Annotated in this window: 19 protein-coding genes; 13 read left to right on the top strand and 6 right to left on the bottom strand. The window is 69.9% G+C overall.

Annotated features, from left to right (window positions below; translation table 11 throughout):
• Positions 1-146: 146 nt before the first annotated feature.
• The 5 genes from ACZ4SF_RS06430 to ACZ4SF_RS06410 all read right to left on the bottom strand — a co-directional run bounded on the left by ACZ4SF_RS06430 (position 147) and on the right by ACZ4SF_RS06410 (position 6,227).
• Complete coding sequence (locus ACZ4SF_RS06430) at positions 147-1,190, bottom strand: ABC transporter ATP-binding protein (RefSeq protein WP_468379017.1); 1,044 nt, start codon at positions 1,188-1,190, stop codon at positions 147-149.
• 26 nt (positions 1,191-1,216) lie between these two features.
• Positions 1,217-2,254, bottom strand: coding sequence for an ABC transporter ATP-binding protein (locus tag ACZ4SF_RS06425; protein WP_468379014.1), 1,038 nt, complete (start codon positions 2,252-2,254; stop codon positions 1,217-1,219).
• A 72-nt stretch (positions 2,255-2,326) separates the two neighbouring features.
• A complete protein-coding gene (locus tag ACZ4SF_RS06420) occupies positions 2,327-3,307 on the bottom strand; it encodes an ABC transporter permease (RefSeq protein WP_468379011.1) in 981 nt (326 codons plus the stop codon).
• Positions 3,308-3,401: 94 nt separating this feature from the next.
• On the bottom strand, positions 3,402-5,159 hold the full coding sequence (locus tag ACZ4SF_RS06415) for an ABC transporter substrate-binding protein (RefSeq protein ID WP_468379008.1): 1,758 nt from the start codon (positions 5,157-5,159) through the stop codon (positions 3,402-3,404).
• A 78-nt stretch (positions 5,160-5,237) separates the two neighbouring features.
• Positions 5,238-6,227, bottom strand: coding sequence for an ABC transporter permease (locus ACZ4SF_RS06410; protein WP_468379005.1), 990 nt, complete (start codon positions 6,225-6,227; stop codon positions 5,238-5,240).
• A gap of 511 nt (positions 6,228-6,738) precedes the next feature.
• Here ACZ4SF_RS06410 and ACZ4SF_RS06405 point away from each other — a divergent pair.
• From ACZ4SF_RS06405 to ACZ4SF_RS06385, 5 genes are read left to right on the top strand one after another with little or no spacing between them, the layout of a single operon-like run.
• Entirely contained in the window at positions 6,739-8,361 is a 1,623-nt protein-coding gene (locus ACZ4SF_RS06405) for a peptide ABC transporter substrate-binding protein (protein ID WP_468379002.1), read from the top strand.
• A 6-nt stretch (positions 8,362-8,367) separates the two neighbouring features.
• A complete protein-coding gene (locus ACZ4SF_RS06400; protein WP_468378999.1) occupies positions 8,368-9,291 on the top strand; it encodes an ABC transporter permease in 924 nt (307 codons plus the stop codon).
• The gene (locus ACZ4SF_RS06395) at positions 9,284-10,264 is read left to right on the top strand and encodes an ABC transporter permease (protein WP_468378997.1); all 981 of its coding nucleotides are present in this window, start codon (positions 9,284-9,286) and stop codon (positions 10,262-10,264) included. Before ACZ4SF_RS06400 ends, ACZ4SF_RS06395 begins: the two co-directional genes overlap by 8 nt.
• Before the next feature lie 7 nt (positions 10,265-10,271).
• Entirely contained in the window at positions 10,272-11,255 is a 984-nt protein-coding gene (locus ACZ4SF_RS06390; protein WP_468378994.1) for an ABC transporter ATP-binding protein, read from the top strand.
• Entirely contained in the window at positions 11,248-12,363 is a 1,116-nt protein-coding gene (locus ACZ4SF_RS06385; RefSeq protein WP_468380395.1) for an ABC transporter ATP-binding protein, read from the top strand. The genes ACZ4SF_RS06390 and ACZ4SF_RS06385 overlap by 8 nt, the downstream gene beginning before the upstream one ends.
• A 110-nt stretch (positions 12,364-12,473) precedes the next feature.
• On the opposite strand, the gene ACZ4SF_RS06380 is transcribed toward ACZ4SF_RS06385, so the two are convergent.
• The gene (locus ACZ4SF_RS06380) at positions 12,474-14,606 is read right to left on the bottom strand and encodes a S9 family peptidase (protein ID WP_468378991.1); all 2,133 of its coding nucleotides are present in this window, start codon (positions 14,604-14,606) and stop codon (positions 12,474-12,476) included.
• A 166-nt stretch (positions 14,607-14,772) separates the two neighbouring features.
• On the opposite strand from ACZ4SF_RS06380, the gene ACZ4SF_RS06375 reads away from it, so the two are divergent.
• The 8 genes from ACZ4SF_RS06375 to ACZ4SF_RS06340 all read left to right on the top strand — a co-directional run bounded on the left by ACZ4SF_RS06375 (position 14,773) and on the right by ACZ4SF_RS06340 (position 22,586).
• Entirely contained in the window at positions 14,773-14,967 is a 195-nt protein-coding gene (locus ACZ4SF_RS06375) for a hypothetical protein (protein WP_132853188.1), read from the top strand.
• 46 nt (positions 14,968-15,013) lie between these two features.
• A complete protein-coding gene (mshB, locus tag ACZ4SF_RS06370; RefSeq protein WP_468378987.1) occupies positions 15,014-15,868 on the top strand; it encodes an N-acetyl-1-D-myo-inositol-2-amino-2-deoxy-alpha-D-glucopyranoside deacetylase in 855 nt (284 codons plus the stop codon).
• Entirely contained in the window at positions 15,865-16,281 is a 417-nt protein-coding gene (locus ACZ4SF_RS06365) for a DUF6113 family protein (RefSeq protein ID WP_468378984.1), read from the top strand. The genes mshB and ACZ4SF_RS06365 overlap by 4 nt, the downstream gene beginning before the upstream one ends.
• Before the next feature lie 197 nt (positions 16,282-16,478).
• Positions 16,479-18,860, top strand: a complete 2,382-nt coding sequence (locus tag ACZ4SF_RS06360; protein WP_468378981.1) for a hypothetical protein — start codon at positions 16,479-16,481, stop codon at positions 18,858-18,860.
• 249 nt (positions 18,861-19,109) lie between these two features.
• Positions 19,110-20,051 (top strand): ABC transporter ATP-binding protein, encoded by a 942-nt coding sequence (locus tag ACZ4SF_RS06355; protein WP_468378979.1) that lies wholly within the window; start codon positions 19,110-19,112, stop codon positions 20,049-20,051.
• The gene (locus tag ACZ4SF_RS06350; RefSeq protein WP_468378976.1) at positions 20,048-20,788 is read left to right on the top strand and encodes an ABC transporter permease; all 741 of its coding nucleotides are present in this window, start codon (positions 20,048-20,050) and stop codon (positions 20,786-20,788) included. Before ACZ4SF_RS06355 ends, ACZ4SF_RS06350 begins: the two co-directional genes overlap by 4 nt.
• Entirely contained in the window at positions 20,785-21,975 is a 1,191-nt protein-coding gene (locus ACZ4SF_RS06345) for a sensor histidine kinase (protein WP_468378973.1), read from the top strand. The genes ACZ4SF_RS06350 and ACZ4SF_RS06345 overlap by 4 nt, the downstream gene beginning before the upstream one ends.
• The gene (locus ACZ4SF_RS06340; RefSeq protein WP_468378970.1) at positions 21,972-22,586 is read left to right on the top strand and encodes a response regulator; all 615 of its coding nucleotides are present in this window, start codon (positions 21,972-21,974) and stop codon (positions 22,584-22,586) included. Before ACZ4SF_RS06345 ends, ACZ4SF_RS06340 begins: the two co-directional genes overlap by 4 nt.
• Positions 22,587-22,656: the final 70 nt, after the last annotated feature.

Here is a 22,656-nt window from a genome sequence, read left to right as displayed (position 1 = left end):
CGCCTGGCCGGCTCCGGTATGCCGAAGAGGGCCCGTACCTGGGGAGGCGCGGGCCCTCTTCCCCTGGAACGGAACATTCATGGGCTCGGGTCAATGGGCCGGTGAAGGTCCGTTCCGCAAGGGGGCGGCTGACGGAAAGGGGTGTGTCAGGCCGCCGCCTCGGGGTCCTTGGAGAGGCGCGGCGCGGGGACGGTGTCGGCCGTCTCCGGGTAGTGGCAGGCCGTCAGGTGGCCGGGCTTGTTGCCCTCCACCTGGACCAGCGGCGGTGCCTCCGTCGCGCACTTCTCGGTCGCCTTCCAGCACCGGGTGCGGAACCGGCAGCCGGACGGCGGGTTGATCGGCGACGGCACGTCCCCGGTCAGGCGGATGCGCTCCCGGGGCTCCTCGTCCACCGTTGCCTCGGGCACGGCGGACAGCAGGGCCCTCGTGTACGGGTGGCGCGGGTTGCCGTACAGGTCCTCGCGGTCGGCGATCTCGACGATCTTACCCAGGTACATGACCGCGACGCGCTGTGAGAAGTGCCGCACGACGGCCAGGTCGTGGGCGATGAAGACGAAGGCGATGCCGAGTTCCCGCTGCACCTTCTGCAGCAGGTTGACCACCTGGGCCTGGATGGAGACGTCCAGGGCCGAGACCGGCTCGTCGGCGACGATCAGCTTCGGTTCCAGGGCAAGCGCGCGGGCGACACCGATGCGCTGACGCTGGCCGCCGGAGAACTCGTGCGGGAAGCGGTTGTAGTGCTCGGGGTTCAGGCCGACGATCTCCAGCAGCTCGCGGACGCGCTTCTCGCGGCCCCCGGCCGGGTTGATGTCGTTGATCTCCATCGGGCCCGAGATGATCTTGCCGACCGTCTGCCGCGGGTTCAGCGAGGCGTACGGGTCCTGGAAGATCATCTGGATCTCGGACCGGATCGGCGCGAGCGCCTTGCGGCCCGCGTGCGTGATGTCCTGCCCGCGGTAGGTGATCCTTCCGCTGGTCGGCTCCATCAGACGCGTGATCAGCCGGCCCGTGGTCGACTTGCCGCAGCCCGACTCGCCGACCAGGCCCAGGCTCTCGCCCTCGGCCACCTGGAAGTCCAGTCCGTCCACGGCCTGTACCGCGCCGACCGTACGGCGGATCGGGAAGCCGCCCTTGATCGGGAAGTGCTTCGTCAGTCCGGAGACGTCCAGGAGGGGGTTCGTGTTGCTCATGGTCGTGAAGTCCCGTCTCGTGTCCGTCAGTTGTGCCGGGATCCGGCGAAGTCGGGGAAGAGTTCCTGCTTCTGCTCCTCGGTGAGGTGGCAGGCCGAGCCGCGGCCGCCGACCACCTCGAGCGCCGGGCGCTCACCGGAGCACAGCCCGCCGGCGACCTTCTCGGCGAAGGTGCAGCGCGGGTGGAAGCGGCAGCCCGACGGCGGGTTGAGCAGCGAGGGCGGCGAACCGGGGATCGGCGTCAGCGGCACGTCCACCGGCCCGTGCAGGCTCGGCATCGAACTCATCAGGCCCAGGGTGTAGGGGTGCTGCGGGTCGCGCAGCACCTCCTGCTTGGTACCGCGCTCCACGCACCGGCCGCCGTACATCACCAGCACGTCGTCGGCGATGTCGGCGATGACGCCGAGGTCGTGGGTGATGAAGATGATCGCGGTGCCGAACTCCTGCTGGAGGTCCTTGAGCAGGTCCATGATCTGGGCCTGGACCGTCACGTCGAGCGCGGTGGTCGGCTCGTCGGCGATCAGCAGCTCGGGGTCGCAGACCAGCGCCATGGCGATCATCGCGCGCTGGCGCATACCGCCCGAGAACTGGTGCGGGTAGTCGTCCACCCGCATGTCCGGCTGCGGGATGCCGACCCGGCGCAGCATCTCGATCGCCCGCTTGCGCGCCTCGGACTTGGAGCAGCCCGTGTGCTTGCGGTAGGTCTCACCGATCTGGGTGCCGATGCTGTGGTACGGCGAGAGCGAGGCCAGCGCGTCCTGGAAGATCATGGACATCTTGTTGCCGCGCAGCTGCTCCAGCTGCCTCTCGGAGGCGGTGAGCAGCTCCTGACCGTCCAGCAGGATCTCACCCTCGATCGCGGTGCGGTCGCGGTCGTGGAGGCCCAGGATCGTCAGGTTGGTGACGGACTTGCCGGAGCCCGACTCGCCGACGATGCCGAGGGTCTGGCCCTTGGCGAGGTCGAAGCTGAGTCCGTCGACGGCCTTGACGATGCCGTCCTCGGTGGAGAAGTGGACCTTGAGGTCCCTGATGGAGAGGAACGGCTGCTGATCGGTGCTCGTCACGGGGACGCTCCTGGGGGGTGATGCGAGGGTCGCCGGGTGGGGCGGGTGGGAAGGGGGCGGCGGGGGCGGAGGTCAGGCGAGCCGGATCCGCGGGTCGATGGCGGCGTAGATGGCGTCGACGACGATGTTGATGATCACGATCGCGCCGGCCGACAGCACGGTCACGCCGAGCAGCATGGGCAGATCACTCTTGTCCACGGAGTCGACGGCGAGCCGGCCCACGCCCTGGAGGCTGAAGACGGTCTCGGTGATGATCGCGCCGCCGATGAGGGTGGCGAGGTCGATGCCGAAGATGGTGACGATCGGTCCCATGGCGCCGCGCCAGGCGAACCGGAAGAAGACGTTGCGGCGGGACAGACCCTTGGCGCGGGCGGTGCGGACGTAGTCCTCGTTGAGCGTCTCGACCAACTGAGAGCGCGTCATACGGGTGTAGTTCGCGGTCCAGATCAGGGCAAGCACCAGCCAGGGCAGCAACAGGCCGGAGAACCAGGCGCCCGGGTTTTCGCTGATCGGGGTGTACGACGGGTTGTCGAGGATGTCGAACTTCCCGACCAGGAAGTACATCGCGATGTAGCCGACGAAGTAGATCTGCATCGAGGAGGCGATGAGCGAGGCGGAACTAGCCGCCTTGTCCTGCCACTTGCCCTGCTTGACGGCGGCGATCATGCCCGCGCCGACACCACCGGTGATGAAGACGACGGCGGAGCCGAAGGCGAGCGACAGGGTGAGCGGGAGCCGGTCGAGGATGGTGCCGAGGACGGGCTCGCGGTTGGCGAAGGAGTAGCCGAGGCACGGCGCGTTGCAGTGCCCGAAGCCCGGGTAGTCCCGCCCGACGAAGATGCCCTTGAGCCACTCCCAGTACTGGACCGGGAGCGGGTGGTCGATGCCCAGGTTGTGCCGCACCTGTTCGAGCATGGGCTTGGTGCAGTTCTTGCCGCAGGACATCATGGCGGGGTCACGCGGGATGGCATAGAAGAGCCAGAATGTGACAGCGCTGATGATCAGCATGATGACCAGCGCGCCGAGGGTTCGGCGGACAAGGAAGCGGAACATGGGGCGTGACTTTCCGGACGGGGCGCCGTCGCCGGGGTGAGGGGTGGGCCGGAGGGGGCGGCCAGGTCATGGCCGCCCCCGGTGGGTCGAACGCTTACTTCTTGGCGTACAGCTTGCAGAGCGCGACGCAGGTGTTGCCGGCGTCGTAGATGACGTTGCCGACCTTGGATCCGTACATCCAGTTGCGGATGGAGTGGTAGTCCGGGACGCAGGCGCCCAGCTCCATGATCTGGCGGTCGATGTCGCCCCAGGCCTTGTTGGCCTGCTCCTGGTCGGTGATCTTCGAGGCCGCGTCGATGGCCTTGTTGACGCTGGTGTCGTTGAGCTGCGACCAGTTCTGACCGCCGTCGATGATCTGGCTGCCGTGCCAGCACGGGTAGAACACCGAGTAACCGGCGGGCCAGTCCGGGCTCCAGCCGGCGGCGAACATGTCGTAACCGTTGTCGAGCTTGCTGATCTGGGTGTAGAAGGTCGACTTGTCGACCTGCTTGTTGACGACCTCGAAGCCGGCGGCCTCCAGCGCGTTCTTGATCGCGACGGCCTGCTTCACCGAGTTGTCCGACTGCTGGTAGGCGATGACCAGCTTCTGGCCGACCTTGCCGGCCTCCTTCAGCAGGGCCTTGGCCTTCTGCGGGTCGCCGTTCGGCTTGGTGGTCTTGCCGTACAGGTCGAACTTCTGGTAGCCGGGGGTCACCGGGCTGAGGATGGTGGTGGCCGTCTCGCTGGTGGACTTGCCACCGCGGATGGTCTGCAGCTGCTGCTGCGGCCAGGCGTAGTTGATGGCCTGGCGGACCTTGACGTCCTTGATCCGGCTGGTGTTGATCGGCCAGTAGTAGGTGACCGTGTCGACCTCGGTGAGGACGCGCGCCTTCAGCTTCGGGTTGGTGAGCACCTGGGCGACGCGCTCGGGGGCGACCTCGTTGAAGATCGACATCGTGTACTGGTCGTTGCCACGGTCCGAGATGTAACGGTCGGTGGACGCCAGGTTCTGGAAGCCGAACTGGAAGACGTACTTGTCCGGGTAGGCGTTGCGGATCGAGTCCGTCTTCGGGTCCCAGTGCTCGTTGCGCACGTAGGTCATCGACTTGCCCGGCTGACGGCTGTCGATCTTGTACGGGGCGCAGGAGAACGGACGCTTGTCGTACTTCTCCTTGGTGTCGTGCTTCTTCGACACCAGGGCGTAGCCACGCATGGCGAGCGTGTAGTTGAAGTCACCGCGCGGCTGGTTCAGGCGGAAGGTGACGGTCTTGCCGGAGATCTCGACGGAGTCGAGGTGCTTGCCGCCGTAGGGGCCCTTGTAGCCCTTCGTGCCCTCCAGGAAGTTCTGGACGTGGCGCGGACCCTCGGTGACGAAGTCGGCGAAGAGGCGCTCGAAGGTGTGGCGGACGTCGTCCATGGAGACGTCCTTGCCGTCCTCCCACTTCAGACCGTCCTTCAGGGTGAAGGACCAGGTCTTGCCGCCGTCCTTCATGGTGCCGGCGTCGGTGGCGAGGTCACCGACGAGGACGGCGCCGCCCTTGTCGTCGAGCTTGTAGCCGGTCAGACCGCGCAGGATCGGGACCGTGATCGCGCCCTCGGTCGAGGAGTAGATCTGGGCCGGGTCCAGGTGGTCCATGTCGAACTGGTCGAGCGAGTAGATGGTCCCGCCCTTGGTGGCGCCCGGAACCTCGGCCGCCGGACCGGTCGAGTCGGCCTTGGTGCCGACGTCGATCTTGGTCTTCTTGCTGCCGCTGACCGAGGGGACGTTGTCCTTCGTGCCGCTGCCGCTGCCGCTGCTGCAGGCGCTCAGCACGGAGGTCGAGGCCGCCGCCACACCGGTGGCGATCAGGAAGTTTCTACGGGAAAAGGACATGCTGAGCCTGCCTTGTGTCGATCGGAACAGACGGGACCAGCCGGTCGACGTCGAACCGGGCCGGGGGTGGAACGTGGACTAGCGCTTGGACTTCGGGTCGAGCGCGTCGCGCACCGAGTCACCGAGGAGGTTGAAGGCGAGGACGAAGATCACCATGGACAGGCCCGGGAAGAGCATGAAGGTGAGGTCCTCGGTGTAGAACTGGGCGCCGCGGCCGATCATGACGCCCCAGTCCGGGGTGGGGTCGATCATGCCGACGCCCAGGAAGGCCAGCCCCGCCTCGGCCGTGACATAAGCGGGCAGCATCAGGGTGGACTGGATGATGATCGGCGTCCACAGGTTGGGCAGCAGTTCTTTGAACACGATGCGCATCGGAGAGGCACCGGTCACCTTCGCCGCCTCGACGAACTCCCGCTCTCGCAGGGCCAGTACCTGTCCGCGGAGCAGACGGGCGATGGACGCCCAGCCGAAGAAGGAGAGGACCACGATCAGCGCGACGGCTCGCAGTGATGCCGGGATGTTCTCGTCGTCGGCGATGAAGAGGGCGTAGACGACCGGCATGAAGGCGATGAAGAACAGCGTGGACGGGAACGACAGCAGGATGTCGATGACCCGGCCTACGAGGTAGTCCGTCTTGCCGCCGAGGTAGCCCGCCGTGACTCCGATCACCACACCGAGGATCACCGTGAGCACGGTGGCGGCGAGGGCGATGCCCAGCGAGTTGCGGATGCCGTACAGCAGGAACGTGAAGACGTCCCGACCCAGCTGCGGCTCGATGCCGAACCAGAACTCCGAACTCATGCCGCCGTTGGGGCCGGCCGGGTACGAGAAGGCGTTGAGCAACTCGGGTCGCGCGCTCGCGTAGGTGGTGTACGGGTCCTTGCCGTACAGCTTCGCTATCAGTGGCGCCGCGATCGCTATCACGAAGAAGAAGATCACGACGTACGCGGATATGACGCCCGTCTTGTCGCGCTTGAAGCGCTTCCAGGCAAGCCGTCCCGGAGAGCGGCCTTCGCTGCCCTTCGAACCGTCCGAAGTGATCGACTTCGTGACGGTCTCGTCGGTCACCTCAAGCGGGGCAGCCGCAGATGGAGTTGGGGGGGTCATGGTGCTCCTGGCCCAAGGGAGGGTCTGATGACTCCGCAGGGCGCTCCCCTACGGGCTACGCCGGACTTTTTCAACGCAATTCATTCAAGGTCAATAAATTCTCGGTCGGCTTGGGTTTCTCTTTACCTTCTTTGCCCGTACTTGATCATTCCGTAGCTACGCGGGTAGCACGCCGTAATCAATCCGTGCTTCACATCGGGCCAAACGGACTAAACGGGCAAGGAGTTCGATATGCGGACGGTGGAGTGTCGAAATGCGTACATCGGAACGTCGCAATCCAACGTTTCAGCATCGTTGCATGAAGATCTATTGCGCTCCACATCCAAGATCATCAGGACGGTGGGCGGAGCGTGCCTGCATTCGGATGACGTGTCCGCCTAAAGGTCGGTCAATCGGACAGAGGTCATGCGATACATGTCTTATGAGCCGATATTGACCGGTATCGGTGTCGCGGTCATGAGGAGGCCCGCCCATGCGTCGCATCGCGCACGCCCGAGGGGCCGCCTGCGCGGTGGCGGTGGCGCTCGCCGCCACCGGATGCGGCGGCGGACCGGGTGGCGGGTACAGCGGCGCGGTGTTCAGCGCCTCCTGGACCGACCCGCAGAACCCGCTGGAGCCGGCCGACACCAACGAGGTCCAGGGCGGCAAGGTGCTCGACATGGTCTTCCGGGGCCTGAAGAGGTACAACGCGAAGACCGGCAGGGCCGAGAACATGCTGGCCGAGTCCATCACCACCCGGGACTCGCGGAACTTCACCGTCCGCCTCAAGTCCGGCTGGACCTTCTCCAACGGCGAGAAGGTGACCGCCCGCTCCTTCGTGGACGCCTGGAACTACGGGGCGAGCCTCAGGAACAACCAGAAGAACGCCTACTTCTTCGGCTACATCGACGGCTTCGACAAGATCCACCCCAGCAGCGGCCGGCAGAGCGCCGACACGCTCTCGGGACTCGAGGTGATCGACGCCCGCACCTTCACCGTCCGGCTGAACCAGAGCTTCTCGAGCTTCCCCGCCACCCTCGGGTACAACGCCTTCGTCCCGCTGCCCCGCGCCTTCTTCACCGACCACGCGGCCTGGCTGAAGAGGCCGGTCGGCAACGGGCCCTACACCATCGGGTCCTACACGGTGGGCTCACAGATGTCCCTGAAGAAGTGGGACGGCTACCCCGGACCTGACAAGGCCCGCAACGGCGGCGTGATGCTCGTGGTCTACACCGACTTCAACACCGCCTACACCGATCTGATGGCCGGCAACCTCGACCTCCTCGACGACGTGCCCGCCGCCCAGCTGAAGAACGTCAGGACCGACCTGGAGGACCGTTACATCAACACTCCGGCCGGCATCATCCAGACCCTCGCGTTCCCCTACTACGACAAGGCCTGGAACGGACCGGGTTCGCAGAAGGTCCGCACCGGGCTGTCCATGGCGATCGACCGGAAGCAGATCACCGACAAGATCTTCCGCCGGACCCGCACCCCCGCCACCGACTGGACCTCGCCCGTCCTCGGCACCGCCGGCGGCTTCCGGGCGGGTCTGTGCGGCGCGGCCTGCGACTACGACCCCGCCCGGGCGAAGCAGCTGATCGAGGAGGGCGGCGGGATCCCCGGCGGCCGGTTCACGATCTCGTACAACGCGGACTCGGGCTCGCACAAGGAGTGGGTGGACGCCGTGTGCAACTCCATCAACAACGCCCTGGACAACAGCAAGGCCTGCGTCGGCAACCCCGTCGGCACCTTCGCCGACTTCCGGAACCGGATCGGGCGGCACAAGATGAACGGGCCGTTCCGGGCCGGCTGGCAGATGGACTACCCGCTGATCCAGAACTTCCTGCAGCCGCTCTACTACACCGACGCCTCCTCCAACGACGGCAAGTGGTCGAACCGGGCCTTCGACAGGCTCGTCGACCAGGCCAACGCGGAGCCCGGCACCGCCAAGGCGGTCGCCACCTTCCAGCAGGCCGAGGAGGTGGTCCGGGACAACATGGCGGCCATCCCGCTCTGGTACCAGAACGGCAGCGCCGGCTACTCCCAGCGGCTCTCCGACGTGGCGCTCAACCCCTTCAGCGTCCCGGTCTACAACGAGATCAAGGTCAGCTGAGCCGGCATGGGGCGCTACGTCGTCCGGCGACTGCTGCAGATGGTGCCGGTGTTCATCGGCTCCACCCTGCTGATCTTCCTCATGGTGAACGTGATGGGCGACCCCGTCGCGGGCCTGTGCGGCGACCGGCAGTGCGACCCGGCGACCGCCGCCCAGCTGAGGCGGGAGTTCGGCCTGGACCGGCCGCTGTGGCAGCAGTACCTCACGTACATGCGGAACGTCTTCACCGGGGACTTCGGTACGGCGTTCAACGGCCAGCCGGTCACCGAACTGATGGCCGCGGCGTTCCCCGTCACCATCCGGCTGACCGTCGTGGCCATCCTGTTCGAGATCGTCGTCGGCATCACCCTGGGCGTGCTCACCGGCCTGCACCGCGGCCGGCCCGTCGACACCACCGTGCTGCTGCTGACCCTGATGGTGATCTCCGTCCCCACCTTCGTCAGCGGCCTGGTGCTGCAACTGCTCCTCGGCGTCGAATGGGCCTGGATCAGACCCTCCGTCTCCCCGGCCGCCGGCTTCGGCGAGCTGATCGTGCCGGGACTGGTGCTCGCTGCCGTCTCGCTCGCCTACGTCACCCGGCTGACCCGCACCTCCATCGCCGAGAACAAGCGGTCCGACTACGTCCGCACGGCCATCGCCAAGGGCCTGCCCCGGCACCGGGTCATCACCCGGCACCTGCTGCGCAACTCCCTGATCCCCGTGGTCACGTTCATCGGCTTCGACATCGGCGCGCTGATGGGCGGCGCCATCGTCACCGAGCGGATCTTCAACATCCACGGCGTCGGCTACCAGCTCTACCAGGGCATCCTGCGGCAGAACAGCCAGACGGTCGTCGGCTTCGTGACCGTGCTCGTCCTCGTCTTCCTGGCCGCCAACCTCCTCGTCGACCTTCTGTACGCCGTACTCGACCCGAGGATCCGCTATGCCTGACCAGCCGTACGAGCCCGAGCGCGCGATCGCCGGCACGGGCATGGGCGCCACCATGGACCTCGGCACGAGCGAGGCGGCCACGCTGGACCGGACGCCGGGCGGCCCCGCCGGACCCGGCCCGGCCGGCAGACCGCGCTCTCTCCGGTCCGACGCCTGGCGGGACCTGCGCCGCAACCCGGTCTTCCTCGTCTCGGCCCTGGTCATCGTCTTCCTGGTCCTCATCTCCCTGTGGCCCTCGATGATCGCCTCCGGCGACCCCCTGAGCTGCGACCTCGCCAAGGCCCAGGACGGTGCGCGGCCCGGCCATCCCTTCGGCTACGACGGACAGGGCTGCGACGTCTACACGCGCACCGTCTACGGCGCCCGTACGTCCGTCACGGTCGGCCTGTGCGCCACGCTCGGGGTGGCCCTGACCGGGTCGGTGCTCGGCGGGCTCGCCGGCTACTTCGGTGGCCTCTGGGACTCGGTGCTGTCCCGGCTCACCGACGTCTTCTTCGCCATCCCGGTCCTCCTCGGCGGTCTCGTCCTCCTCTCCGTCGTGACCAGCAATACGGTCTGGCCGGTCGTCGGGTTCATCGTCCTGCTCGGCTGGCCGCAGATCTCCCGGATCGCGCGCGGCTCGGTCATCACCGTCAAGCAGAACGACTACGTCCAGGCGGCCCGCGCCCTGGGCGCCTCCGACACCCGGATCCTGCTGCGGCACATCGCGCCCAACGCCGTGGCCCCGGTCATCGTCGTCGCGACCATCGCCCTCGGCACCTACATCGCCCTGGAAGCGACGCTCTCCTACCTGGGCGTCGGCCTCAAACCGCCGAGCATCTCCTGGGGCATCGACATCTCCGCCGCCTCCCCCTACATCCGCAACGCCCCGCACGCCCTGCTGTGGCCCTCGGGCGCGCTGGCGGTCACCGTGCTGGCCTTCATCATGCTCGGCGACGCGGTGCGCGACGCCCTCGATCCGAAGCTGAGGTGAGGGCGCCGTGCTGCTCGAAGTGCGCGACCTGCACGTGGAGTTCCGGACCCGGGACGGGATCGCCCACGCCGTCAACGGCGTCAGCTACGGCGTGGAGGCGGGGGAGACCCTGGCCGTGCTCGGCGAGTCAGGGTCGGGCAAGTCCGTCACCGCGCAGGCCGTGATGGGCATCCTGGACGTGCCGCCGGGGCGGATCACCGGCGGGCAGGTCCTGTTCCGTGGGCAGGACCTGCTGAAGCTGAAGGGGGAGGAGCGCAGGCGGATCCGGGGCGCCGGGATGGCGATGATCTTCCAGGACGCACTGTCGGCCCTCAACCCGGTGCTGTCCGTGGGCGACCAGCTCGGCGAGATGTTCGTCGTGCACCGCGGGATGTCCAGGAAGGACGCGCGGGCCAGGGCCGTCGAGCTGATGGACCGGGTGCGCATCCCGGGCGCGGCGCAGCGGGTGCGGGACTATCCCCACCAGTTCTCCGGCGGCATGCGCCAGCGCATCATGATCGCCATGGCGCTGGCCCTGGAGCCGGCGCTCGTCATCGCCGACGAGCCGACCACCGCCCTGGACGTCACCGTGCAGGCACAGGTCATGGACCTGCTCGCGGAGTTGCAGCGCGAGTACCGCATGGGGCTGATCCTGATCACGCACGACCTCGGTGTCGTCGCGGACGTGGCCGACAAGATCGCCGTGATGTACGCGGGGCGGATCGTCGAGTCGGCCCCGGTCCACGACATCTACAAGGCGCCCGCGCACCCCTACACACGCGGCCTGCTCGACTCCATCCCGCGTCTGGACCAGAAGGGCCGGGAGCTCTACGCCATCGAGGGACTGCCGCCCAGCCTCTTGGCCGTCCCGCCGGGGTGCTCCTTCAACCCGCGCTGCCCGATGGCCCGCGACGTGTGCCGCACGGACGAACCACCGCTGTACGAGGTTGATCAACGTCGGAGCAGTGCCTGCCACTTCTGGAGGGAGTGCCTCCATGGCCGCAATGATTGATCCGATCCTGGAAGTGAGTGGACTGGTCAAGCACTATCCGCTGACCCAGGGCATCTTGATCAGGAAGCAGGTCGGTGCGGTCAAGGCTGTTGACGGTGTCGACTTCACGCTCGGCAAAGGAGAGACCCTCGGCATCGTCGGGGAGTCCGGTTGCGGCAAGTCCACGGTCGCCAGGATGCTGGTCCATCTCGAGCGGCCGACGGCCGGTTCGATCGCGTACAAGGGTGAGGACGTCACCAGCCTGAGCGGCCGTGCGCTGAAGGCGGTCCGCCGCAACGTCCAGATGGTCTTCCAGGACCCGTACACCTCGCTCAACCCCCGGATGACGGTCGGCGACATCATCGGCGAGCCCTACGAGATCCACCCCGAGGCCGCCCCGAAGGGCGACCGGCGGCGCAGGGTCCGGGAACTGCTGGACGTCGTCGGACTCAACCCCGAGTACATCAACCGTTATCCGCACCAGTTCTCCGGCGGCCAGCGCCAACGCATCGGCATCGCCCGCGCGTTGGCGCTGCGCCCCGAAATCGTCGTAGCCGACGAGCCGGTGTCCGCACTGGACGTCTCGGTCCAGGCCCAGGTGCTCAACCTCCTGGACCGGCTCCAGTCGGCGTTCGACCTCTCCTACGTCTTCATCGCGCACGATCTCTCGATCGTGCGGCACATCTCGGACCGGGTCGGGGTGATGTACCTGGGCCGGATCGTGGAGACCGGGCGGGACACCGAGATCTACGACCACCCGACCCATCCCTACACCCAGGCCCTGCTGTCCGCCGTGCCCGTGCCCGACCCCGAGGCCCGCGAACGACGCCGGCGGATCATCCTCACGGGTGACGTGCCCTCGCCGACGAACATCCCGTCCGGCTGCCGGTTCCGCACCCGCTGCTGGAAGGCACAGGAACGCTGCGCCCGGGAGGTGCCTGCGCTCGCCGTCCCCGAGGTCTTCCGGGGCACGTCCGGGCCCGCGGCCCACGCCTCGGCGTGCCACTTCGCGGAGGAGGCCGTGGTGGCCGGGCCCTCGGGGCCGGGGACCGAACGGCCGGCGCAGCCGGGCGCCGAGGGCGGCGGGCCGGGTGCCGTACCGCCGGAGAAGGGCAACGGGCCGGGGTGACATGGCGCACCCCGGCCCGCTCACGGCACCCGCACGGCCGTACGGTGTTCAGACTCCCGTGTCCGTATATCGGTGCCGCTTCCATGCGGTTGCCCGCGTGTTAACGCACTTCACGCCCGGTCGTCGGGCCGGGGCAGGGAGCGCCGGAGGAAGTCCAGCTGGAGGCGGAGCAGGTTCTCCGCGACCGTCTCCTGCGGGGTCATGTGCGTCACGCCGGACAGGGGCAGCACCTCGTGCGGGCGGCCCGCGGCCAGCAGGGCGGAGGACAGGCGCAGGGAGTGGGCCACGACCACGTTGTCGTCCGCCAGACCGTGGATGATCATCATGGGGCGGTGCGGCTCGGCCGCGTCGACCACACCGGCGTCGTCGATCAGTGAATTCCGGCGGTAGACGTCCGGCTGCTCGTTCGGGTCGCCGAGGTAGCGCTCCTGGTAGTGGGTGTCGTACAGCCGCAGGTCGGTGACGGGGGCGCCGACCACCGCCGCGTGGAAGACGTCCGGCCGGCGCAGCACCGCCAGTGCCGCGAGGTAGCCGCCGAAGGACCAGCCCCGGATCGCCACCCGGCCCAGGTCCAGCGGGAATCGTTCGGCGAGCGCGTGCAGCGCGTCGACCTGGTCCTGGAGCACGACGGCGGCCAGGTCGTCCCGGACCGCCTTCTCCCAGGCCGGCGAGCGTCCCGGAGTGCCCCGGCCGTCGGCGACGACGACCGCGAAGCCCTGGTCCGCGAACCACTGCGAGGTGAGGTGGGCGTTGTGCGCGGCGGCCACCCGCTGGCCGTGCGGGCCGCCGTAGGGGTCCAGGAGAACCGGCAAGGGGGTGTCGTCGTGGTAGTCCCGTGGCATAAGCACGGCGCACGGGATTCGCCGTGCGCCCCCCTCGGTGAGGGTCACCCGTGGGGACATACCGGGATCTTCAGCGTACGACCGGACAGTCGCCGCCGGTTTTCCGTCACACAGCACCTGGACCCGGGCGCCCGGCCGGTCCAGCGCGGCGGACACGAGAACGGTCACGTTCCCCGCCCGCACCGCCGTATGCACACCGGGCTCCTGCGACACGCGCTCCACGCCCAGCTCGTTCACTCGGTACACATGGACTTCGCCGATTTCCGGCGCCTCCGCCTCCGTGCCGGCGGAGGCGGAAACGAGTACGTCCTCCGCACCCACGTCCAGAACCGCACGGATGTGCAACTGGCCGCTGGTCAAGGGCCGTTCACCGACCGCGAGCACCCGCGCCCCGCCCTCGTCCGCAATCCGGACAAGATGCCCGGACGGGCTCCAGCAGGGCACTCCAGCGAACAGTTCAAGCCAAGTTGGATCTTCATCGGCGTGCACCATCCGGGTCGCACCCGTGTCCGGATCCACCGCCAGGAACAGCTGGCTGCGCTGGTCGCGCGCCTGCGCCAGGAGCAGCGGCGCGCCCCCCGCTGACCAGTGCACACGCGCCAGGTACGGATAGCGCGAGCGGTCCCAGGCGACCTCCGTGCGCGTCCCGTCCAGGCCGCACACGAACAGCCGTACGTCCGCGTTCGGCGTACCCGCCGCCGGGTACCGGATGTTGAGTGGCTCACGCTCCGGGTGGGCCGGATCCGCGATCCACCACCGCCGTACCGGCGTGTCGTCCACCCGTGCCACGAGCAGCCGGTCCGACTCCGGGGCCCACCAGAACCCCCGCGAACGGGACATCTCCTCGGCCGCGACGAACTCCGCGAGCCCGTAGGAGACGTCCTCCGCCTCCGGCTCGGCCAGCGCCCGGTCGTCCTCGCCCTCGGCGCCCACCACCCGCAGCGCACCCCGGGCGACATAGGCGACGTGCCGGCCGTCCGGGGACGGCCGCGGGTCGATCACCGGGCCCGGGACCGGGAGTTCACGCGCCGTGCCGGCCTGCAGCTCGGCCGTGAAAAGCCGCCCTGACAAGGCGAAAGCCGCCAACTCCAGGGCGCCGTCGGTGGCGTATCCGACGACGCCGGCACCCCCCTCGCGGCTGCGCTCCCGGCGCGCCCGCTCCTCAGCCGACAGCTCTTCGGAGGCGCCCTGGAGAAGGGCCCGCGGATCGGCCGCGAGCCGCTCCGTGCCCTCCGGGAGATCCAGGACCCACAGGGAGTTGGCCCGGTCGGTGCCGGAGCCGGAACGCAGGAACGCGACACGCGAACCGTCGGGTGCCACGGTGAACGCACGCGGCGCGCCGAGCGAGAACCGCTGGGTCCGGGCGTGCCGACGGGGGAAGGAGTCAGCCTCGGTCTTCATGCCCTGACCATATTGGCCATGCGCCCCCTTGTGCGGCCGTGCGCCGAGCGATGCGCGAGTACGGATAGTTATGATCACTACCGCTGTGTGGGTATGAACCTGCTGGCGTCCGCATGGAGTTGCTCTACACCCGCCGCGTCCCTGGGATCTTTGGAGGTGAGCCGCCGTGGCACTCTCGATTTCGGCGGTGGTGCTGCTGGCGATCATCGTCTTCCTGTTGGTCAAGAAGTCAGGGCTGAAGGGCGGCCACGCGGTCGTCTGCATCCTGCTCGGCTTCTATCTCGCCTCCTCGACCGTCGCTCCCACGATCAGCGAGCTGACCACCAACGTCGCCAGCATGATCGGCAGCATCAAGTTCTGACGGCCGCCGTCGCGGGGACCGGCGCGGGGCCTCGTAGGGTGGTCCCATGACGGAACTGCCAGCCCGGCGTCTGCTGCTGGTGCACGCGCACCCGGACGACGAGTCGATCAACAACGGCGCGACCATGGCCAGGTACGCGGCCGAGGGTGCCCACGTGACCCTGGTCACCTGCACCCTCGGGGAGCGCGGCGAGGTCATCCCGCCGGAGCTGCGGCATCTGACGGGCCCCGCGCTGGGCGCCCACCGGCGCGGCGAGCTGGTCGAAGCCGCGCGCGCACTGGGCGTCACGGACGTCCGGCTGCTGGGCGGTGCCGGCCGGTACGGCGACTCCGGCATGATGGGCATCGCGGACAACGACGACCCCGCCTGCTTCTGGCAGGCCGACCCGGACGACGCCGCCGGCCATCTCGCCGAGGTGATCCTGGAGATCCGTCCGCAGGTCCTCGTCACGTACGACGACAACGGCGGCTACGGCCACCCGGACCACATCCAGGCGCACCGCGTCGCCATGCGCGCCGTCGAACTGGCGGCCGACCGGGGCCACCGCATCGACAAGGTGTACTGGAACCGCGTCCCGCGCTCCGTCGCCGAGGCTGCCTTCGCCCGCCTCCAGGACGAGCTGTCCGCACTGCCGTTCGACAAGGGTGCGGTCGTGGACGACGTGCCCGGCGTGGTGGACGACGAGCGGATCACCACCACCGTCGACGGCGCCGCGTACGCCGCCGCCAAGGCCGCCGCGATGCGCGCCCACGCCACCCAGATCGAGGTCGCCGAGCCGTACTTCGCGCTCTCCAACGAACTCGCCCAGCCGCTGTTCACCACCGAGTACTACGAGTTGGTGCGCGGGCAGGGCCGGCGCGGGGAGACCGACCTGTTCGCCGGCACCGAGGAGGCGTCATGAGCAACGGTGGACACGGCTCGATGCTCGCGCAGCCGTTGCGCCCGCCCTCCGCCGGACGGGCCGCCGCGCACATCGGCCTGTTCGTGCTCGGCGTGGTCGTGGGCCTGGCCGGGACCCTGGTGCAGGCCGCATGGTTCCCGGGTGGGCTGCTGCTCGCCCTCGCGGGCGCCGCCGCGCTGTTCCTCGGCGGTTCCTACGCCACCACGACCCGGAGCGGGGCGGTCGCCCCGGCGGCCGGCTGGATCGTCGCCGTCATCCTGCTCACCACCGCGCGTCCCGAGGGCGACTTCCTGTTCGGCGCCGGCGGCGGTTCCTACCTTTTCCTGCTCGGAGGCATGGCCCTGGCTGTGATCTGTGCCACCGTCGGCGCCGGGCGGCAACCCGGAGGAGGCTCCGCCCGACTTGGCAAGTGACGTACCACTTCTCCACGCGGCGCTCGTGGGAGTCCGGTGTGGGTTTCCTCAGCGGTCATGGGATACGCGGCAGAGGCGGCCAGTATGGTGGTGCGCGCCGCCGAGCCTCCCCCAAGCGCTCGACACAGCTCGGGCAGGGGGACCCCCACTCGCAGTGAGGTTGTAACGGGCGGCGGAGCCAACTGGGAGAACATGCCTTGAGTCGTGAAACTGACACTCCGTCCACCGGGCCCCATGGGCGCGGCGGAGCCGCATACCCCTCCGGCACGCCGCCGTACGGGACCCCCATGGCTTCCGATGACGGTGCGGACGCGAGCCGTTCGGGCGAGAAGAAGACCGAGACCACGCTGACGACCCGGATCCGGATCAACATCCCCGGGTCCCGGCCCATCCCGCCGGTCGTCGTGCGCAAGCCCGTCGGGGACGCCGAGGGCACCGCGGACGAGCAGCCCGCAGCCGAGCCGAAGCCCGCGGCCGCTCCGCCGGCCGGCGCAGCCGCCGAGGCCCCGGCCGAGCCCGTGGCCCCGGAGGAGGAGAAGACCAGCGACTGGTTCGCGCCCCGCAAGTCCTCCGCCCCCAAGAGCGGTCCGGGCGGCGGCGGCACGAACGGCGCGGGCATCCCCGGCGGTTCCGCAGCCGCCGGCGCATCCTCCGGCGTGTCGGGCCCCCGCACGGGCGCGCCGGGTGCCGGCACGGCCGGTGGCACCGGCGCCCGCCCGGGCGCAGGACGGCCCGGCGGTGTGGTCGGCTCCATGAGCGTGCCGGGCGGCTCACGGCCCGGCGGCACGAACGGCAAGGGCCTGCCCGGCGCCACCGGTGGCCCCGTCGCCCCCGGGCACGGTGGCGGCACCGGCTCCTTCGACGTGACCGAGGCGCTGACCGCGGGTCCGCTGGGCGGCGGCTCCCGCCCCGGCTCCGCCGGCACCGGCGAGCCCCGCCGGGACGAACTGCCGTACTTCTCGGAGAACGGCGGCAAGGACGGCTACGGCGACAGCACCACGAACGGCCAGGACCCGTTCGGCCCGGACACGGGCGCGGGCGACCAGGACCCGTTCGGCACCGGCACGGGCGCGAACGGCCGGCACCCTTTCGGCACCGGTACCGGCGCGGCCGGCCAGGACCCGTTCGGCACCGGCACGGGTGCGGGCGGACACGGCGGCCCCGGCGGCCCCAGCGGCTTCAACGGCCCGGGCGGGCACGGCGGCCCCGGCGGCCCGCAGGGCCCGGCCGGTCCCACCGGCGGCCCGGTCACCGGCGACGGCACCCTCGTGCCGTCGGCGGGCGGACTCGGCATGGACGCGGGCGAGCCCTTCGACGGCCCCGCGGGCTCCGGCTTCGGCACCCCGCGCCCCGGCACCGCACCCGGCGGCCCGGCAGGCGGTCCCGGCGCGGGCTTCGGCGACGACACCGCGATCCTCACCCCGCAGAAGCCGGCCCCCGAACCGGGTACGTCCGGCTACCGCTCCCCGGCCGCCGACAACGTCTCCGGACACACCGTCACCAGCGGCATCCCGGTCGTACCGAGCGGTGGGAACGCCCCGTTCGGCACCCACCCCGACGGGCCGACGGCGCCCGCGGCGCCCAAGCCCGAGCCGGCCGCCGCGCCCAAGGCGGCGGCCAAGCCGAAGAAGAAGGGCCGCAGCAAGCTGATGCTGCTCGGCGTCGGCGTGTTCGTCGTCGCAGGCGGTGCCTACGGCGCAGGCCTGCTGATGAACCACACCGACGTGCCCAAGGGCACCACCGTGCTCGGGGTCGACATCGGCGGCGGCACCCGCGACGACGCCGTCAAGAAGCTGGACGACGCCTTCGGCAGCCGGGTGAACAAGCCGCTGAAGCTCGACGTCGGCGGCAAGACGGTCAGCCTCACGCCGGAGAACGCGGGCCTCCAGTTCGACTACCAGGCCACCGTCAGCGAGGCCGCGAAGAGCGACTACAACCCGGTCCACGTCATCGGTTCCCTGTTCGGGCAGAAGCGCGTGGTCGAGCCGGTCATGCCGGTGGACGAGGAGAAGCTGCAGGCCGCCCTCCAGCAGGCGGGCGGTGGCTCGGGCTCCGGCTCGGTCACCGACGGCACCATCGAGTTCAAGTCCGGCAAGGCCGTGGCCGTCTACGGCAAGGCGGGCAAGGCCATCGACGCGGGCGGGTCCACCAAGGCGGTCGAGCAGGCCTACCGCACGCTGGTGGAGACGGACAGCGCGGCCCCGGTCGCCGTGCCCACCACCACCAAGCAGCCGACGGTCTCCGACGCCGAGGTGGACCGGATGATGAAGGAGTTCGCGAAGCCGGCGATGTCGGCGAACGTCACCGTGAAGACGGACACCGGGAAGGGCCTCGAGTTCAGCCCGCAGAACTCCCTCTGGAAGTTCCTCAGGGTCAAGGCCGTCGACGGCAAGCTCACCGACAGCCCGGACCTGAACGCCCTCAAGGGGCTCTACGGCGCAACCTTCGAGAACGTCCTGATCACCCGGGGCACCGGCAAGAAGACGGCCGTCACTCCCCAGGACGTCTACGTCGCCCTGCGCCAGGCACTGGTGAGCAGGACGACCCGGGTCGGGATCATCGAGACGAACCCGAGCTGACACAGGGGCATGCAAGGAGGCGGCTGAAACGAGTCGGTGCGCGGACCCGTTTCAGCCGCATTCCTGTGTGATCAGCGGGGCGTGACCGCGTCCGCGTCCTGGCCGGGGCGACGAGCTGGACCTCAGCTGTGTGCGCAGCTCGAAGGGCGCGACAGAGGGGCCGCTGAGCAGCGGGATGACATCTGTCATGCGGTTCTGACGACGCCCGGCACTGCCGCCGATCGGGCCTCGGGGCCGACGATCGGTGTCATGACGACGAAGACAGCACCCGCGGTCGGCTTCGACCAGGTGAGCAAGGCCTACGGGGACGTACGGGCCGTCGACGGACTGACCCTCGCCCTGCACCCGGGGGAGACCGTGGCCCTGCTCGGGCCCAACGGGGCCGGCAAGTCCACCACGCTGGACCTGCTCCTCGGGCTCAAGCCGGCCGACAGCGGCACGGTGAGCCTGTTCGGCAGCAGCCCGCGCGAGGCGATCGTCGCCGGCCGGGTCGGAGCCATGCTGCAGAGCGGCGGCCTGATGGACGGGGTCACCGTGGCCGAGCTGGTGAAGCTGGCCTGCTCCCTGCACCCGCGGCCGTACCAGGCGGCGGACGTGCTGGCCCGCGCCGGCATCGCGCAGATCGCCGACCGCAAGGTCGACAAGCTCTCCGGCGGCCAGGCCCAGCGCGTCCGGTTCGCGCTCGCCACCGCCGGCGACAGCGACCTGATCATCCTGGACGAGCCCACCACCGGCATGGACGTCTCCGCCCGCCAGGCCTTCTGGGCCACCATGCGCGAACAGGCCGACCAGGGCCGCACGGTCCTCTTCGCCACCCATTACCTGGAAGAGGCCGACGCCGTCGCCGACCGGGTCCTGGTGCTGCACCGCGGCCGGCTCCTCGCCGACGGCACCGCCGCCGAGATCAAGGCCAAGGCGGGCGCCCGCCGGGTCGCCTTCGACCTGGAGGGCGAGATCGACGAGAGCGCCCTGCGCGGCCTGCCGTTCCTCACCGCGCTCACGGTGTCCCGCAGCGGCTCCGCCGCGGGCTCGGGCCGGAAGACGGTCCGCATCCAGTCGACCGACGCCGACGCCACCGTGCACGCGCTGTACGGCCTCGGCGTCTACCCCCGCAATCTCGAAGTCGCCGGGCTCGGACTCGAGCAGGCCTTCGTCGCCATCACGGAGGCCGAGGAGGCCAGGCAGTCGTGAACAGCCTGATCAAGCTGGAGATCACCCGCGCCCTGCGCAACCGCAAGTTCCTGTTCTTCTCCGTGATCTACCCGGCGGGGCTGTTCCTGCTGATCGCGGGCGGCGCCGACAGCCACACCGAGATCGACGGCACGGGCCTGACCCTGCCGGCGTACATGATGGTCTCCATGGCCTCGTTCGGCGCCCTGACCGCCGTCCTCATGGGCAACAGCGAGCGCATCGCCAAGGAGCGCGAGAGCGGGTGGGTACGGCAGCTGCGGCTGACCACCCTGCCCGGGCGCGGGTACGTCCTCGCCAAGACCGCCGGCGCGGCCGTGGTCAGCCTGCCGTCCATCGTGATCGTGTTCCTGGTCGCCGCCGCGGTGAAGGACGTACGCCTCGACGCCTGGCAGTGGCTCGCCCTGAGCGGCGCGATCTGGGCCGGCAGCCTGGTCTTCGCCGCGCTCGGCGTCGCCCTCGGCTACCTCGCCAACGGGGACGCGGTGCGCCCGATCACCATGATCATCTACTTCGGCCTGTCCATGCTCGGCGGCCTGTGGATGCCCACGACCACCTTCCCGCAGTGGCTGCAGGACGTCGCGAAGTGGCTGCCCACCCACGCGTACGCTTCCCTGGGGCGGGCGATCGAAGAGAGCCGGACCCCGCACGCCCAGGACATCGTCGTCCTCGCCGTCTCGTTCGTGGTGTTCGCGGGCGGCGCGGCCTGGCTGTACCGGAAGGACACGCTGAAGGCGTGAGCGCGATGACGGAGGACCGGCACGGAATGCCGAAGCACACGCCCGTCGGCTGGCCGCCCCGGAACCGGCGTGAGCTGCTGGTGAAGACGCTGTGGATCGGGGTCTGGCTGGTCTTTCTCAGCTCGCCGGTCGAGGACCTGGTCAACGGCGGACACAGCACCGGCGCGACCGTGGCCGGCGCACTCGGCCTCGCCGTCTTCGTCGGGGTCTATCTGACGCTGGTGTTCCGCAACATGGGCCGGCCGTTCTCCCCGCCCGTGGTGCTCGGTCTGGGCGGGATCCTCGGTGTGCTCGCCCCGGTACTGGCCTACACCCTCGGCAGCGCCTGGCTGGGCCTGTTCGTCTACCTGTCGGTCGCCTTCGGGGCCACCCTGCCGCTGCGGGCGGCCTACTGGGCCATCCCCGCCTCCGCCGTGGTGATGTACCTGATCGGTCTGCACTCCGACGAGGAGCAGGCGCGGGGCCTGTTCCTGCTGGTCCTCCTCATCGGCTTCGCGATGACCGGCGTCGGCCAACTCGTCCGCACCACCATCGAGTTGCGCAAGGCCCGGGCCACCGTGGCCCAGCTCGCCGCCAACGAGGAGCGCCTCCGCCTCGCCCGCGACCTGCACGACCTGCTCGGCCACTCGCTGTCGCTGATCACGCTGAAGAGCGAGCTGGCCGGCCGGATGCTGCCCGGCCACCCCGACAAGGCGGCCCAGCAGGTCGCCGACATCGAACAGGTCAGCCGGCAGGCCCTGGTCGACGTCCGGGAGGCCGTCACCGGCTACCGGCGGCCCCGGCTCGCCGCCGAACTCGCCGGCACCCAGGTCGCCCTGACCGCCGCCGGGGTCGTCGCCGAGGTGCCCGCCGAGCCCGACCTCACGGACGTGCCCGAGGAGTCCGAGTCCGCCCTCGCCTGGGCGCTGCGCGAGGCGGTCACCAACGTGGTCCGGCACAGCGGCGCGGACCGCTGTGCCGTCCGGCTGCTGCGCCGCCAGACCCTGGACGGACCGGTGCTCGAACTCTCCGTCGAGGACAACGGCTCCGGCGGCTCGGGCAAGGGGCCGGGCAACGGCCTGACCGGTCTGACCGAACGTCTGGAGAAGGCCGGAGGCACCCTGGAGGCGGGCCGGGTCAAGCACGGGTTCCGGCTCGTCGCCCGCGCGCCCACGGATCCCCCGGCGGACGTAGGATCCCGGGCATGACGAGCATGATCAAGGTCCTGCTGGCCGAGGACCAGTCGATGGTCCGCGAGGCGCTGGCCGCGCTGCTCGGCCTGGAGGACGACATCGAGGTCGTCACCCAGGTCGCGCGCGGCGACGAGGTACTCGCGGCCGTCGGCGCGCACGGCGTGGACGTCGCGCTGCTCGACATCGAGATGCCCGGCTGCACCGGCATCGAGGCGGCCGCGCAGGTGCACCGGGAGTTTCCGCAGGTCAAGCTGGTCGTCCTCACCACCTTCGGGCGGCCCGGCTATCTGCGCAGCGCCATGGAGGCGGGCGCCGACGCCTTCCTCGTCAAGGACGCCCCGGCCGCCCAGCTCGCCGAGGCGATCCGCAAGGTGCTGGCCGGTGAGCGGGTCATCGACCCCACGCTGGCCGCCGCCGCGCTCGCCGAGGGCGCCAACCCGCTCACCGAGCGGGAACGGGAGGTGCTCCGCGCGGCGGCCGACGGCTCCACCAACGCCGAACTCGCCCGCGTCCTCCACCTCTCCCAGGGCACGGTCCGCAACTACCTGTCCACGGCCATCCAGAAACTGGCGGTGCGGAACCGGGCGGAGGCGGTACGGATCGCGCGGGAGAAGGGGTGGCTGTAGGCGGGCGCCCACTCCAGGTGTGCCGGGGAGCGGGCACGCGCATGACAGCAGGGTGATGGCACGAGGCTTC

Source organism: Streptomyces sp. NPDC027663 (assembly GCF_055566415.1).
The sequence above is the reverse complement of the archived record's forward strand: the minus strand, read 5'-3'. Positions and strand labels throughout refer to the sequence as shown.

Coding starts and splice junctions, on each gene's coding strand:
- ACZ4SF_RS06420 (WP_468379011.1), bottom strand. CDS start 3,307: ATGTTCCGCTTCCTTGTCCGCCGAACCCTCGGCGCGCTGGTCATCATG.
- ACZ4SF_RS06395 (WP_468378997.1), top strand. CDS start 9,284: ATGCCTGACCAGCCGTACGAGCCCGAGCGCGCGATCGCCGGCACGGGC.
- ACZ4SF_RS06415 (WP_468379008.1), bottom strand. CDS start 5,159: ATGTCCTTTTCCCGTAGAAACTTCCTGATCGCCACCGGTGTGGCGGCG.
- ACZ4SF_RS06405 (WP_468379002.1), top strand. CDS start 6,739: ATGCGTCGCATCGCGCACGCCCGAGGGGCCGCCTGCGCGGTGGCGGTG.
- mshB (WP_468378987.1), top strand. CDS start 15,014: ATGACGGAACTGCCAGCCCGGCGTCTGCTGCTGGTGCACGCGCACCCG.
- ACZ4SF_RS06365 (WP_468378984.1), top strand. CDS start 15,865: ATGAGCAACGGTGGACACGGCTCGATGCTCGCGCAGCCGTTGCGCCCG.
- ACZ4SF_RS06400 (WP_468378999.1), top strand. CDS start 8,368: ATGGGGCGCTACGTCGTCCGGCGACTGCTGCAGATGGTGCCGGTGTTC.
- ACZ4SF_RS06355 (WP_468378979.1), top strand. CDS start 19,110: ATGACGACGAAGACAGCACCCGCGGTCGGCTTCGACCAGGTGAGCAAG.
- ACZ4SF_RS06385 (WP_468380395.1), top strand. CDS start 11,248: ATGATTGATCCGATCCTGGAAGTGAGTGGACTGGTCAAGCACTATCCG.
- ACZ4SF_RS06380 (WP_468378991.1), bottom strand. CDS start 14,606: ATGAAGACCGAGGCTGACTCCTTCCCCCGTCGGCACGCCCGGACCCAG.
- ACZ4SF_RS06340 (WP_468378970.1), top strand. CDS start 21,972: ATGACGAGCATGATCAAGGTCCTGCTGGCCGAGGACCAGTCGATGGTC.
- ACZ4SF_RS06430 (WP_468379017.1), bottom strand. CDS start 1,190: ATGAGCAACACGAACCCCCTCCTGGACGTCTCCGGACTGACGAAGCAC.